At 67.2% G+C, this 13,812-nt stretch carries 13 protein-coding genes and 1 tRNA gene; 4 read left to right on the forward strand and 10 right to left on the reverse strand.

Features of this window, described 5'->3' with window-relative positions:
* Nucleotides 1-2: 2 nt before the first annotated feature.
* A complete protein-coding gene (locus AC07PR_RS05595) occupies nt 3-1,451 on the reverse strand; it encodes a putative bifunctional diguanylate cyclase/phosphodiesterase (RefSeq protein ID WP_377162008.1) in 1,449 nt (482 codons plus the stop codon).
* A gap of 393 nt (nt 1,452-1,844) precedes the next feature.
* Here AC07PR_RS05595 and AC07PR_RS05600 point away from each other — a divergent pair, with 393 nt between their 5' ends.
* The 4 genes from AC07PR_RS05600 (at nt 1,845) to AC07PR_RS05615 (ending at nt 5,906) form a co-directional block, all read left to right on the forward strand.
* The gene (locus AC07PR_RS05600) at nt 1,845-3,830 is read left to right on the forward strand and encodes an OPT family oligopeptide transporter (protein WP_495134650.1); all 1,986 of its coding nucleotides are present in this window, start codon (nt 1,845-1,847) and stop codon (nt 3,828-3,830) included.
* A 171-nt stretch (nt 3,831-4,001) separates the two neighbouring features.
* Nucleotides 4,002-4,078: transfer RNA gene (locus AC07PR_RS05605), tRNA-Arg, on the forward strand.
* 173 nt (nt 4,079-4,251) lie between these two features.
* Nucleotides 4,252-5,493, forward strand: a complete 1,242-nt coding sequence (locus tag AC07PR_RS05610; RefSeq protein WP_495134651.1) for a tyrosine-type recombinase/integrase — start codon at nt 4,252-4,254, stop codon at nt 5,491-5,493.
* Between the two features lie 155 nt (nt 5,494-5,648).
* Nucleotides 5,649-5,906 (forward strand): hypothetical protein, encoded by a 258-nt coding sequence (locus AC07PR_RS05615; protein WP_495134652.1) that lies wholly within the window; start codon nt 5,649-5,651, stop codon nt 5,904-5,906.
* A 190-nt stretch (nt 5,907-6,096) separates the two neighbouring features.
* Here the strand turns inward: AC07PR_RS05615 and AC07PR_RS05620 are convergent, their stop codons facing one another.
* The 9 genes from AC07PR_RS05620 to AC07PR_RS05660 all read right to left on the reverse strand — a co-directional run bounded on the left by AC07PR_RS05620 (nt 6,097) and on the right by AC07PR_RS05660 (nt 13,757).
* Nucleotides 6,097-8,280, reverse strand: a complete 2,184-nt coding sequence (locus AC07PR_RS05620) for a hypothetical protein (protein WP_495134653.1) — start codon at nt 8,278-8,280, stop codon at nt 6,097-6,099.
* Between the two features lie 29 nt (nt 8,281-8,309).
* Nucleotides 8,310-10,139: a hypothetical protein gene (locus AC07PR_RS05625; protein WP_495134654.1), complete on the reverse strand. Its 1,830-nt coding sequence runs from the start codon at nt 10,137-10,139 to the stop codon at nt 8,310-8,312.
* Nucleotides 10,140-10,395: 256 nt separating this feature from the next.
* Nucleotides 10,396-10,854, reverse strand: coding sequence for a hypothetical protein (locus tag AC07PR_RS05630; protein WP_495134655.1), 459 nt, complete (start codon nt 10,852-10,854; stop codon nt 10,396-10,398).
* Nucleotides 10,851-11,441 carry a hypothetical protein gene (locus AC07PR_RS05635; RefSeq protein ID WP_495134656.1) on the reverse strand — a complete coding sequence of 197 codons (591 nt, stop codon included), beginning with the start codon at nt 11,439-11,441 and terminating at the stop codon, nt 10,851-10,853. Before AC07PR_RS05635 ends, AC07PR_RS05630 begins: the two co-directional genes overlap by 4 nt.
* 2 nt (nt 11,442-11,443) lie before the next feature.
* The gene (locus AC07PR_RS05640) at nt 11,444-11,644 is read right to left on the reverse strand and encodes a hypothetical protein (RefSeq protein WP_495134657.1); all 201 of its coding nucleotides are present in this window, start codon (nt 11,642-11,644) and stop codon (nt 11,444-11,446) included.
* Nucleotides 11,641-12,090: a hypothetical protein gene (locus AC07PR_RS05645; RefSeq protein ID WP_495134658.1), complete on the reverse strand. Its 450-nt coding sequence runs from the start codon at nt 12,088-12,090 to the stop codon at nt 11,641-11,643. Before AC07PR_RS05645 ends, AC07PR_RS05640 begins: the two co-directional genes overlap by 4 nt.
* Nucleotides 12,087-12,329 carry a hypothetical protein gene (locus tag AC07PR_RS05650; protein ID WP_495134659.1) on the reverse strand — a complete coding sequence of 81 codons (243 nt, stop codon included), beginning with the start codon at nt 12,327-12,329 and terminating at the stop codon, nt 12,087-12,089. The genes AC07PR_RS05645 and AC07PR_RS05650 overlap by 4 nt, the downstream gene beginning before the upstream one ends.
* A gap of 190 nt (nt 12,330-12,519) precedes the next feature.
* Nucleotides 12,520-13,455, reverse strand: a complete 936-nt coding sequence (locus AC07PR_RS05655) for an AAA family ATPase (RefSeq protein ID WP_495134660.1) — start codon at nt 13,453-13,455, stop codon at nt 12,520-12,522.
* On the reverse strand, nt 13,440-13,757 hold the full coding sequence (locus AC07PR_RS05660) for a hypothetical protein (protein WP_495134661.1): 318 nt from the start codon (nt 13,755-13,757) through the stop codon (nt 13,440-13,442). Before AC07PR_RS05660 ends, AC07PR_RS05655 begins: the two co-directional genes overlap by 16 nt.
* Nucleotides 13,758-13,812: the final 55 nt, after the last annotated feature.

The raw sequence follows: 13,812 nt of genomic DNA on the forward strand, positions 1-13,812 counted from the left end.
GTTCAGCGTCTCGCCACGTCCAGCGGCACCGCCGCGGTCTCGACGAAGATCGACGGCCGGAAGCCCTCGGTGTGACCGCTCGCGGCCTTGCCCGAATCCGAGGCCAGCACCTCGATCGCGAAGGCCGACATCGGCTTCGCGAACAGGAAGCCCTGCAGCTCGTCGCAGCCCATCGCGACGAGCTGGTCGCGTTGGGCCGGCGTCTCCACGCCCTCGGCGACGACTTTCAGGTGCAGCACCCGTGCCATCTCGATGACGGCGCGCACGATGGCCTGCGCCTCGACGCTGGTCGCCACGTCGGCGACGAAGCTGCTGTCGATCTTGAGCTCCTGCGCCGGCAACTGGCGCAGCGCGGCCAGGCTCGAGTACCCCGTGCCGAAGTCGTCGATGGACACATGCACGCCCAGCGCGCCCAGCCGCTTGAACGCGCGCCCGGTGACGGTGGCGTGTTCCATCGCGACGGATTCGGTGATCTCGCAGGTGAAGCGCTCGGGCCGCAGACGGTGCTTCTTGAGGCCCTTCTCGAGCCGGAGGATGAAGTCATCCGAGCGCATCTGATAACCCGACACGTTGATCGCCACGCGCATCCGCAGGCCCATCTCGCGCCAGCGCGCGGCCTGGGTCAGCGCGGTATCGGCGACCCAGTCGCCGATCGCGTCGATCACGCCGTAGCGCTCGGCGATCGGGATGAAGCGCGACGGGCTCACCATGCCCAGCGTCGGATGCCGCCAGCGCAGCAGCGCCTCCACCGCGGTGACCTGCATCGTCTTCGCGTCCATCTTCGGCTGGTAGACCAGCTCGAGTTCCTTGTTCTTGATCGACTCGCGCAACTCGCGCGCCATCGTCAACTCCTCGCGGAGTTCCTCTTCCTGCACCGCATCGAAGAACGCATGGCCATTGCCCCCGAGGCGCTTCACCGAGCGCATCGCCGTCTGCGCGCGCCGGATCAGCCGGATCGAGCTGCCGTGCTCGGGCGACATCGCCACGCCCACCGACAGTCCCGTGCGCAGCGGCGTCGTGCCGATCACGACGGGTTGGCCCAGGCTTTCGAGCACCTGGCGCACCAGTGCATCGGTCTGCGACGGTGACACCTCGCTCCAGAGGGCGAACTCATCCCCCGCGAGCCGTCCGACCAGGGCCTTCTTGCCGCCGATCTGCCGCAGGCGCTCGGCGGTGCGGACCAGCAGGTGGTCGCCGAACTCCTTCCCGTGCTCGTCGTTGACGAGGCGGAAGCCGTCCAGTCCGATGTACAGCAGGCAGCCCTGCCCTTCGCGGCGTTGGAGGCCCTCGAGCATCGCGGCGAACTCATCCTCGAAGCGGCGCGCCAGCAGCAGGCCCGTGAGGCGGTCCCGCTGGCGCCGGCGACGGGCACGACCGAGCCGGCCCTGGACCGCCATCAGCAGGGCCAAGGTCAGCGCGACGCCCAGCAGGACGCCCAGGAGAACCCACATCAGCGTCAACAACGGCTCCGGAATCGGCGGGGGAAGTACGCATGCTAGGCGCTGAATGCGCTTCCGTGCGATCTCAGCACCGGAATGCGGGGGCAGGTCTGACCAGCGGCGACCGGAGGGCGTGACGAACTCGGCGGGGGCCGGGCCTTGCGTGCGAGAGGGGCCGGCGCGGCGCGGCGTTCGCGCGACACCCCACCCGCAGGGGCGATAGGCGCGATGGGCAAGCACCGATAGGTGGAAACCCCATGCGCACGGACCTGTCAGCACGATGTCAGGCAGAGACAATGCGCGCTGTTTTTTTGTTTCAAAACAGCGCCTTTTTCCTGTTCTCCTGGTCACGAGCCGGGAGGCGGGCGGGGCAACGGGAACGAACCCGGAAAGATCGAGCACAGCATGGCGCTACAGCATTTGACCGACGAGCAGGTGCAGACCTGGTCGCGCGCGCAGAAGGACGAGTGGTGGTTCAAGAACGTCTTTCGCGGCGACATGGCGCAGCTCTCGCTGCGCTCCGGCTTCACCGGCTTCATGCTGGGCGGCATCCTGGCGGCGACCTCGCTGTACATCGGCGGCAAGACCGGCATCAGCGTCGGCGTGGGGCTGACCTCGGTGATCCTGGCCTTCGCGATGTTCCGCATCTTCGCGACGCTGGGCTGGGCCTCGGACTACACGATCCTCGAGAACAACTGCACCCAGTCGATCGCGACGGCGGCGGGCTACGTGGTGTCGCCGCTGTTCTCGTCGCTGGCGGCGTACATGCTGGTGGTGGACCACATCGTGCCGTGGTGGCAGATGATGGTCTGGATGGTCGTGATCGCGATCCTGGGCGTGCTGGTGGCCTTCCCGATGAAGCGGCGCTTCATCAACGAGGACCAGCTCCCCTTCCCTGAAGGCCGCGCCTGCGGCGTGGTGCTGGACTCGCTGTACACCGGCGAGGGCGGCGAAGGCATGTACAAGGCCAAGCTGCTGGCCAAGGTCGCCGGCGGCGCCGCGCTGTACCAGGCCGTGGTGAGCGACGGCTGGATGAAGCTGCTGCAGTTCAAGATCCTGCGCATGGACCAGTGGGCCGGCATGACCGAGCCCTGGACCTTCCACGAGCGACTGGACCAGTACTACTACGGCCTGGCGGCCAAGGCCGAGATCTGGATCCCGAAGATCCTGGGCACCGACATCCGCGCGCTGGGCCTGCGCCTGACGCTGGACGCGGCGATGCTGGGCGTGGGCGGCCTGATGGGCATCGCGGTGGCGACGAGCTGCCTGCTGGGCGCCTTCGTCAACTTCGTGGTGCTGGCCCCGATCATGATCCAGGCCGGCGACATCGTGCAGCGCGTGGGCCCGACGGGCGCGCTGATCCCGATCTCGCGCGTGGAGATCGTCAACCAGTGGTCGATGTGGTGGGGCGTGGCGATGATGGTCGCGGGCTCGCTGACGACGCTGCTGGCCAAGCCCGACCTGTTCCTGGCGGTGTTCAAGGTCTTCAAGAAGAAGCCCGCGGGCCAGAGCGAAGGCAGCGACCTGCTGAACCACATCGAGGTGCCGCTGTGGATCTCGTACATCGGCGTGCCGGTCTTCGGCGTGCTGGCGGCGTGGACCTCGCACGCGTTCTTCGGCGTGCCCTTCCTGATGGCGCTGATCTCGCTGCCGCTGATCTTCGTGCTGACGGTGATCTGCACGAACTCGATGGCGCTGACCTCGTGGACGCCCACGGGCGCGCTGTCCAAGATCACGCAGTTCACGATGGGCGCGATCGACCGCTCCAACCCGGCGTCCAACCTGGTGCCGGCGGGGATGACCGCCGAGATCGCGTCGAACGCGGCCAACCTGCTGAGCGACATCAAGCCGGGCTACATGCTGGGCGGCAAGCCGCGCCACCAGGCGATCGGTCACATCATCGGCGTGGTGGCGGGCGTGCTGTTCTGCGTGCCGCTGTTCTTCCTGCTGTTCGTGCCGAAGAACGCCGAGGGCGTGCGCACGACGGCGACGATCATCTCGGACCAGTTCTCGATGCCGGCCGCGGTGCAATGGCGCGGCGTGGCGGAGATCATCGCCAACGGCCTGCACAGCCTGCCGGCGTCGGCGCTGATCACGATGGCGATCGCGGCGATCTGCGCGGTGGTGATCGAGGTGATCAAGATGGCGACCAAGGGCAAGTTCCCGCTGTCGTCGGTGGCGATCGGCCTGGGCGTGGTGCTGCCGCCGGAATCGACCTTCGCGATGTGGGTCGGCGCCATGATGTTCTTCGTCATGGGCAAGCTCTACAAGACGCCGGGCACCAAGGGCTGGAAGCGCTGGGTCGACGGCTGCGAGCCGATCTGCGCGGGCCTGATCTCGGGCGCGGCGCTGATGGGCATCGGCAACGCGATCGTCAACGTGCTGATCTGAGTTTGAGCTTATCGACAGTCGATCGGACAAAGATCGATATCGAACCATTCCACGGGCGCCGGTAACGGCGCATCGCATGGCACAATTCGGGCCCTTCGGCAGGCGTGGGAACGCTTTCCGGAGGGCCCGAAGTCATTTCTGGACGCGGGCCGTCGGTCTACCGATTTCAGTCTGCCCGTAGCTCAACTGGATAGAGCAGCTGCCTTCTAAGCAGCAGGTCGGGGGTTCGAGTCCCTCCGGGCAGGCCAGATTCACGTCCGCAACGCGTCGCGATTGTCCATTTTCCTCATTCACATCAAGTAGTTAGGTCGGATTTATGTCCGACGTTGTCCGAAGTTGTGCGCATCAAGCGTAGGGGCACAAGGGGAATCAGCAGGGGCACAATCAGCGCTCGAAGCCACTTCCGACCGGGTGTTCCCCTATGCTCACCGACGCCTCCTGCAAGCGATTCACCTGCCCGCCAGACAAGGCACGCGCACGCCTCAGCGACTCCGGCGGCCTGTACCTCGAGGCCGCGCCGAACGGCTCACGACGCTGGTTCTGGAAGTACTACTTCGCCAGCAAAGAGAAGCGCTTGGCACTCGGCGCCTACCCTGCCGTCAGCCTCAAGGACGCGCGGATCGCGCGCGACGATGCGCGCCGTCAGCAGCAGCAGGGCGTGGACCCGGCGGCCCAGCGGCAGCTGGCGAAGCTGAGAGCCCGAGGCGACGACACCAAGCACTTCGAGGCGGTCGCGCGCGAATTCCACAAGGCGCAGTCGCCAGGCTGGAGCGCCCAGTACGCGACGCGTTGGATCGAGCGCATGGAGAAAGACCTGTTCCCCTGGATCGGCGCGCTGGAGCTCGACCAAGTGACGGCGCCGACCCTCCTGAACGTGCTGCGCAAGATCGAAGCCCGCGGCGCCATGGAGACAGCCCACACGCTGCGTCAGACGGCCGGCCAGGTCTTCCGCTACGGCATCGCTACGGGACGCTGCGAGCGCAACCCTGCGCCGGATCTCCACGGCGCGCTGCGCCCCATGAACGTGAAGCACATGGCCGCCGTGCTGGAGCCGACGAAGGCCGGCGAGCTGATGCGCGCCATTCACGAGTACCCGGGCCAGCCTTCGACGCGCGCGGCGCTACAGCTGAGCGCCCTGCTCTTCCAGCGGCCGGCCAACATTCGCATGATGGAGTGGGCGGAGCTGGACCTACGGACCGGCATGTGGACCATCCCCGCCGCCAAGATGAAGCGCAAGGTGGCAGGCAAGATCAACGGGCGACCCCACTTCGTGCCGCTGGCCGCGCAGGCGGTGCACGTGCTGGAAGCGCTGAAGCCGCTGACCGGGCATGGCCGCTACGTGTTCCCCTCGCTGATCACCGGCGAGCGCCCGATGAGCGAGAACACCGTGAACACCGCGCTACGCCGCATGGGCTTCGGCCAGAGCGAGATGACTGCTCACGGCTTCAGATCGATGGCCCGGACGATCATCGCGGAGCGTCTGCCGGGCGTGGCCGTCGACGTCATCGAGGCGCAGCTGGCGCACGGCAAGAGCGGACCACTCGGCATGGCGTACGACCGGGCCGAGTACATGGACCAGCGCCGCGGCCTGATGCAGACGTGGGCGGACTACCTGGACCGGCTACGCGTCGGCGGGGACGTCGTGCAGCTGCGAAGCGCGTGACCCAGGCGCGGCGCGCGACATGGGGCATCGAAGGGGCTTCTGCAGGCTCTCTCAAGGCCCATGCAATCACGCGCTAGGCACGCGTCGGTCACGCGTGACGCAGTCGTCCGAGAGACACTCGGCCACCGGCGCGGGGAGCGCCAAGGGAGATCACCATGACCGAAGAGTCGAACGACTGGCGCAACGTCGCCCAGGCCTACCGGAAGCGTCTGCACGACGTCTGTTTTCTGCTGGCCTTTGCAACCTACCTGGGGAGCGCCGTGTTGCTGAGCTGGCTGATGGAACGCGCGCACATGTCTTCCTCATGGGGCGAGACCATCGCCATGTTCGTGTGGATCCCGCTGGGCGCCGGCGCATGGTGGCTCAAGAACCGGCTCGAGAAGTGGGCGGACGGTGGCTTGCCGACCCCCTGATCTCCTGAGGGTGCCGAACACGGGCCGCCAAGCCGCATGGCGCCTAGACTTCACGCCTGCCGCCTGAGCAGCATTCCCCGACCTGTTCCCCTGTTCCAGTCCGAGTGGGCAAGAAAAAGCCCGGCACGAGGCCGGGCAAAGCACAGGATGAGCGCCAATGGTCTCCGCGGCGTCGCGGAACGTATTCCCCTCAGCGCCTCGGGTTCAGTTCCTGCTGCCGGCGGCGCAGCCACTCCTGGTGACCCTCGGGGGTCTGATCGCGCGCGCGCGCCTCGGTCGCATTGGTCGACAGGTCGGCCCAGCTCATCCGCACCGGTGCGCCATCCTTGCCGAGCACTGCGTAGACGCCGCCGTCGGCGCCTCGCAAGCGCAGTTCGAGTCCGCTCTCGTCGGAGCTCGTGATCCACATCGAGCGATTGCGGAGCGCGTCCTCCGTCAGGAGGTGCGAGGCATCGCCCGCGAAGACGCGCGCCCCGCCCTCGCGAAGCACCTTCTCGACAGTCGCCTCCGCACCGCTGCGGACCTGCCTGTCGTCGAATCGTGACGGCACGCGGTAGGTGTCGGCGAAGTTGTACGCGTGCCCCATGGTTTCGTCATAGGCCTGGCGGGATGCCTCCTTCACCGATCGCCCCGTTGACCTGTACCAGTAGGCCAGCTTCTCCGCCTCCCCGATCACCACAGCGAGCGTCCCCGCGCCGGATGCGCCTTGCGCAGTGAAGGTCCGCTGCGCCAAGTCGAATTCGGAGCGGACTCGGTCTTGGATGTCCTGCATGTCGCCAGGGGGCACGAGCGCCTTCAGGTCCTCGGGCTTCATTGCCGACACCGCGGCCATGCGTGCGCGGCTGGCGTCATTGCGCATGTTCGGGATCACCATGGCGGCAGCCGGTAGCTTGTTGTCGGCGACGAGTTGCCGATACACCACCGGCCACGAGTCATTCCACCGGCGCTCCAACTGCTGAATCAGCTGCGCCGCATTGGCTCCGCCGGTGGCCTGGTCGTTGAACTGGTCGCTGATGGCGTTGGCCTGCGCGTTGGTCAGCAGCTTCGGGCCGCGAGGCTTGTTGCCGGTGACGTCGTCGCGGATGGTGCCAACGCCGAGGCGCAGCTGCTCGGACTGCATGACGTCGGCGAAGAACTTGGTCACCGCGACGCGGTCCTCTTCTCCATTCTTAGGATCCGCCATAACCTGCTGCATGACATTGGCGGCGTTGCGCACCCGCGGCGAGTTCCCGAGCGCGTAGGCGGCCGGGTCCTTCACGATGTCGCGCTCGACGATGGACTTCGCCTCGCCCAAGGCCTGATACATCCGCATGTTGCTGGAGAAGCCGGCTCCGGCCGTGGGGCGATTGGCCTGCAGGATCTCCTCGCGCTCGGGCGCGCTTGCCGTTCGCATGCGCTGGATGGCACCGCCGATCTGCTCGTAGTCGCCCACCTCCTGCTGCCAGATAGCTTTCCCGCTGGCGCCATGAAGACGCGTGTACTCCTCGACGGTTGGAGCAACACCCGGCGGAGGGGTCACACCATTCATCACCATGGACTGCAGGTCCTTCGTTCGGCTGGCGATGTCGAAGCGGCCCTCGGCAGCGATGCGGCTCACCTCGGTGTTCGCGCGGTGCTTCGCGAGCTCGAGGCGATCGGCCGGAAGCGCAGACAGCACAGGATCGTTCTTGATGCTCTCCGGCGTGGCCTCGTTGAGGCGTTTCGCCGTGCCAGCGGGGTCACGGTCGACCATGGCGTCGATCGCGGACTGAGCGATGGACTGCATCTGCCGTTGCTTCATCACCTGGCGCTCCACCTCCGGCAGCGGGAGAGAGTCCGTGGACGCCGCTCGGCGCGCCATGATGTCGAGGGCCTGACTGGGGTCCGCAAACACAGCCTGCCCGTCGGCCAGCACGCCCTGCGCCGCGTCGCCTCGGACCTTCGCCTGCTTCGCGTCGCGCTCGGCGGAAAAGGCCTGCGCCTGGACCTGCGCCCGGAGGCCGCTCGCGTATTGAGCATCGAACTTCCGAGCCGCGCGCGGCGACATGCGCCTGTACTCGGCCTCCATCCGCTTTTGGAAGTTCCCTTTGATGCGGTCGGCTTTGCCCTCAGCAGGGCCGTCGACCTTCTCACCCTGTTGTCCGTCTCCGCCAGCAGCGCCGTCGACCTGGTCGGCCAGGTCCTCGGCCATGCCAGCTCGCAGCCGGCTCATGGCGTTCGTCATGGAGAGGTTGTCCTCCGCGTCTCGCTCCTGCTGGATCTGGTGGTTGACGTTGAGGGCGATGGACGCAAGGCCTTGGGAGATGGCGCCGGCAGGGCCGCCATCACCTACGTTGGACGAGATCTCTGGCACAAGGCCTCGCGCCTGGATCTGATCGATGGGAAGTGCTGGCATAGGGATACCTCAATGTTGGTGGGCGTTGCTTATGCATGCATGGCGCAGATCGCGCCAATTCGCGAGACCTCACCAATGCGGGCCACTCGCTCAATTTCGTCGTCGAAGGCCGAGAGGTCGGCCAGCCGGTCGAGCTGATCGCGAGGGATGCCGTTCGCTTCGAGATTGCGCATCAGGCTGCTCAGTCGCTTAAGTTCGATTTCAAGCTCATCCCGGATCGCGATCGTCGCCGCGCTTAGCCTGGCCCTCGCTGCATCCGAAGCGGCCCGACTGCCAAGGAAGGCGGCGTCTGGCTGGCGCTGGCGCTCCGCCGCGCGCGCGACATCCTGCGGCGACGACCGGTTGCCGATCAGCGTTGGGTCGCTGCGCACCAGCGCTTCGACGGATGGCATGCGACCGGCGGCGAAGTCGGCGATGGCGGTGCGCATCGCGGCCTCACGGGTCTCCGGCTGCGCCATGCCGATGACGAACGCCGCCGGCGGCTCGTCGGTGCCGGTGATGGCGCGTGCGATCTCAGAGGCGCCGAGGATGCGATCGGCCTCCTCCTTCACACGGCCGGCGAATTGCTCCGGCGTGCGTCCGGCGTCGAGCTCGGCCAGTTGCTGCTCGGCCCGCGCGGCGCGCGCGTTGTCCTCGATGGTGCCGGTGAGGCGATCACGCGTGGCGGTTGCGTCGGTGAGATCGTCCGCGACCGACTTGCGCGCTGCGGCCTCAGCTTCCTTGCGCGACATGCCTTGGCCCTGAAAGTCCTTGGCGCGCTTCTTGAACTCTGCGTCTCCGCGCAGCGTGTCAACGCGGCGCTCCAGTTCGGCAATCTGCGTCTTCGCCTCCGCGATCAGGCGGGGCTCGGCGCGCTGTCCGGCCTGCGCGAGCAACTCCGCACGGAACGCTTCCCGCAGCGTCTCGCCGGCGGTGGCCGTGGCGCGCTCGGGCGTGACGTCGTACAGGCGCGCGAACGGCGCCTCGCTCACCGCCGCCAGCGGCTGGCCGCCGTCCCGCGCGATCGGCTGGTCCTGGATTACGCGCTGCTCCACCGCAGCGACCGGCACCGTTTCCTTCTCGGCCAGGCCGGCGGCGCGGCGCTGCAGGGCGCTGAAGCCAGAGGTGTCCGACACCTTGCCAGCCTCGAAGTCCAGCACCTGGCGAATCTCCTTGGTCCCCAGGCCGGCGAAGCGAGAGTACGGATTGCCGCCATTCAGGTGGTCGCCGATCGCGCCGCCCACGGCGTGCAGACCGCCGCCCAGCGCCGTGCCGAAGGCCATGTTGATCAGGCTGTCGGTCAGGCTGTAGTCGTCCTGCAACGCGGTGCGCAGGCCGTAGGTTGGGGCCTCCATCGCCGCGGCGCCGACGAAGCCTTCTGCCGCGCCGATGGCGCCGCGCGCCGCCACGCGCGCCACCGCGGACTCACCGGCGCGCGCGAGCATGCTCCCAACGCGGGCCTCGCGCACGACCGGGATGAAAGCCGACGCCACGTTGAGCGGGTCGCTCAGCCCCGTCAGCAACGCCGCGCCGCCGCGCACCGGCGTGCCGAGCCACGAATACGGCGTCGCCGCGTCGATGTCCCGCATCGTCTGCTGGTTGCGTTGACGCTTGATGATGTAGTCCACCGCATCTTGCGTGTACCCATCGACCGGAGCAGCGGCCTTGACGCCCGCGTCCTTGAACTTCTGATTTGCGGCAGCCTGCGTGAGGCGCTGCCCTCTGTTCCGATCCTGCAGGTCTGCGTAGTCGACGATCACCGAGGACAGATTGCCGGTCACCGCGGAGCCGACGGCACCAGCGAAGGACAGGCGGGCAGATGGCTCGATCTCGCCACGCCCTGCGAGCAAGCCTTGATCGGTATCGACGTAATACGGCATTCAAATCTCCTCAGAAATTGCTCTCGACGATCTCGTCGTCACGGGCGCCCAGAGGGGTCAGAGGCGCCAGTAAAGGGGAACCGTCAGGGGAACGCGATGGTTGGAAAGTGCATCGTGTCCAGCATCCATGCGCCCTAGCGACCACTCTTCGAGCCCCCTGACCGAGTCCGCGCGCGCTGCAGCAGCGTTCGGCGCGTGCACCATCGGTGTGGCAGGCGCAGGCGCTTCCGGTGTGGCCGCTGGAGTGGATTCAAAGTCAGCCATCGAGTTCTCCTTTGAGAGCCAGCCGGGCGCCCCGGGCAAGGACCTTCAGCGCCGGCGCCGCGTTCGGGCAACGCTCGAAGTCGACGAGAAGTTCCACCGCATGAGGGCCGCCCATGCCGCTGTGCCACGGGCGCGCGGACTGCGCCACGAGGTCAGCTGTCCAACCCGGGCGGTAGTACAACGCGATGACGTTGGGATCGGCCGCCGCAGCACGGAACGGGCCAGTCATCGGCACTCCGGGCGCACCGGGATCGGTCTGCATGCGCACGGTGCTGCGATCAGCGTCCAAGTCCAGCGCTTCGATGGCAGCGGTGAGCATCGCGCGGGAGCGCTTGATCTCGAAGAGGTTGACCAGCAGCACGCAAGCCTCGTCCGTCGCGAAGGTATGGCCCCAGACGCCGCGGGAGTGCCCGCCGACCCTGTCGACGTCGGCAACAAAGATCACGTTCATGACTGCGGCTCCTCTTCCCTCACGTCGAAGATCTGGCGAATCGATTGAAGGACGATCGAATCGCGAGCGCCCGACACGTCGCTGAAATTGCGGCCGGTGCGTTGGGTGAAGCGCTGCCACATCCGCCTCCACAGGCTGTGAGGCTTGGTGCCATGCATGTCCAGGAAGTCGACGCCAGCGCCCTGGGCCGAGAGGCGGGCCTTCGTGAACAGACGTTCGATGTCGAGCCACAGCTCGGCGACCTCGCCGTTCACGAGCTCGTCCATCTCGATGGCGCGCGCGACCAGCGCCTGCACGTCCTTGTCGTGCTCCAGCCGGCGAGCGGCGCGAATCGCATCAGCCTCGCGCCGTTCGGCCTGTGCGGTGAGCTGGGCAGCGGCCTCGATCGCCGCCTCCTTCTCGCGGATCTCGTCGTCGACCTTGGCGATCTTCGTGCGCGCCTTCGTGGCGGCCGCATCGTCGTCGGCGCCGATGGCCGCGAGGTATTCGCCCTCGAGGTCAGCGCGCTTCTGCCGCAGGTCCTGCAGCTGTGCCGCACGGCGCGCGCCCGCGTCCGTCAGCCTCTTGATGGTGGCCAGAATCTCCATAGTCACTCCTTCGGAAGGCGCAGGCGCGCCAGGTTGGCGATGTAAACCAGCGGCGCGCGGCCACAGGCGTTTGCGATCCGTGCCGCCGCAGCTCGAAGGCTCGTGCCCGGCCGCAGGCAGACACCCATCACAACGGGCGGCGGTTCGGATCGCAGCGCCTCAAGGCGACGGACCCGGTTTCTGAGAGAGGCATTGAGCGTCATGTGGTCTCCTTGAAAAGATCGCCGGCCAGAGCAACGTCGGCGAGGTACTGGCGCGCGGCGGCGCGGTTGTGCTGTTGGTCGTGCCACGCAACATTGGTGACGACCCAGGCCTCCAGGCCGGCGGCTCCGGCAGCGGTGTTCACCGGCGCCGGTTCCGGCAGGTCTGGTTCGTGCAGCGAAGCCATTGCCGCAAGGTGGCGACGGCCCATACGGCGGCGCATGCGTGCCAGGCGGGCCTCCAGGCCGTCTCCAAGCGGTTCAGGCGTGTTGAGGGCTTCCACGGCCGCCGCAAGTCTTTGGCAACGCTCCGCGGCCCGCTGCTGGGGCGTCATGGCGTCAAGGCGTGCGCGAGCGCGCTCCATGAGCAGAGCGATACCTGGGCGCTCGCTCTTGGCGATCTGCAGCTCCAGCCGACGAACACGGTTGCGCAACGAGCTGATGGTCATCGTTCGCCCCTTTCCTTGGCTTCCAGCGCCTCGATCCGTGCCAGGGTTTCCGTGCCCTCGATCAGGCGGCCGAGGATCGACAACACGTTGGCAAGCTTCGACACCTCGGCGATGTCGCGCTGGCCGGCCTTGCCATCGCGGTACAGGCGCGCCAGCTCCGCCTTGACGTGTCCCATCGTCTTGAGAGCCGGTGGTCTCCTGCGGGGGCCGGGGGGTAGCTCATTCTTCTCAGTGTTCATCGGTCATTCCCGGGATAGTTGCTTGCAAAAAGAGTTGCAGGTGAGACTGTTTGAGCACGGTTTCCGCTTATCCCTTCGTCCGTTCCACAGCGGCGAAAGCCGCGGTCGCAGTCACCACCGCTGCCCGGATGAGCCCCTGCGGGAGCGCGAACGTCGGCAAGCGCAGGAGGCAGGGTCATGGTCACGGGCATCAAAAGAGCCCCTCGGTCTCCACGTCCCACGCTTCGACGAAGGTGGTGCGCTCGTCGGTGAAGCGGCCCGAGGTGGCGCACTGCCAGTAGTCGAGCCGGCCTTCGAATGGCGCATTGCGCTGGCCCTCGACGGTGATCTTTGCGGCCGGCTTCGCCAGCCATTCCTCGTCGCTGGGGCTGCGCTCGAGCTTTGCGGCGCGCTCGCGGTCGTACCAGATCGTCACGATGTTGGAGGCCTGGTCGACGAGCGACGCGGTGCCGCGGATGTCGTGCTTCGTCGGCGGGTTGTTCTCGTCGATCGGCTTCTTGCAGTGCGCGACCAGATGCGCGTGCATGCCGGTTTCGCGGCAGGCCCCCAGCAGGTCGGTCATGAACTGCGACTGGGCGTCGAGCTGTTCCTCGCTGGCGCATACGAACTGCATCGAGTCGATGAAGGTCTGGGTGATGCCGAGTTCGGCCGCGTATCGCAGCACCGCCATCAGCTCGTCCGCGTCGACGTTGCCTTCGTGGTCGAAGATCCACAGCCGGCCGTCGGTCCAGCGCGAGATGAGCTTGAGCTGGTCGTTGGTCGGGCGGTACACGCCGAAGACCTGCCGCGCCATGCGTGCCAGGGTCTTCCATGGGTCCATCTCGAAGCTGGCCGTCAGCGTCTTGTGCCCTTGGCGGCAGAGGTCGGCCATCACTTGGCCGAGGAACATGGACTTGCGGTGGCCGTTGTAGCCGAACCAGGTTGTGACCTCGCCGGGACGGAAGTCGATGAGCGTTCCCATCCGCGAGCTGCGCATGGTGGCGCCGCGGTATCCCTCGGGCTTGGGCGCGAACTCGGCGAGCAGGTCCTCGAGGAACACGCTGGCCTTTCGGACCTTCGCCTTGCACGCCTTGTCGCGCTTGTAGGCCTCGAAGTCGATCTCGTCGTAGGTCAGAACTGCTGCCATGTGGCCTCCCCTTTGTTGCGCCACCACAGGCCCAGCACCTCGTGGTCGGCCGAGCTGTGGAGGGTCACGATGCACCGAGTCGCGCCTGCGTCATGGCACAGGTCGGCGACTTTTCTGGTCCGGACGGCGTCATCGCCGTGGACCATGACGATCATTCCGGCGACGAAGTCGAGGTCGCGCTCCAGCGCCGACATCCGATCGCGCTCGTCGATCTCGACGGCAGCCACGAGGGGGCTGACCTTGCCTGCATCGAGGTGCCAGCTGTCCCAGGTCGGGAGCTGGCTGTAGCCGACGCGGACCATGACGGAGTCCGGCCGACGACCCCGCTTGCGCAAGGCGATGAGGGGTTGATGGCCG

The sequence above is a fragment of the Roseateles sp. GW821-FHT09H11 genome (assembly GCF_059415845.1).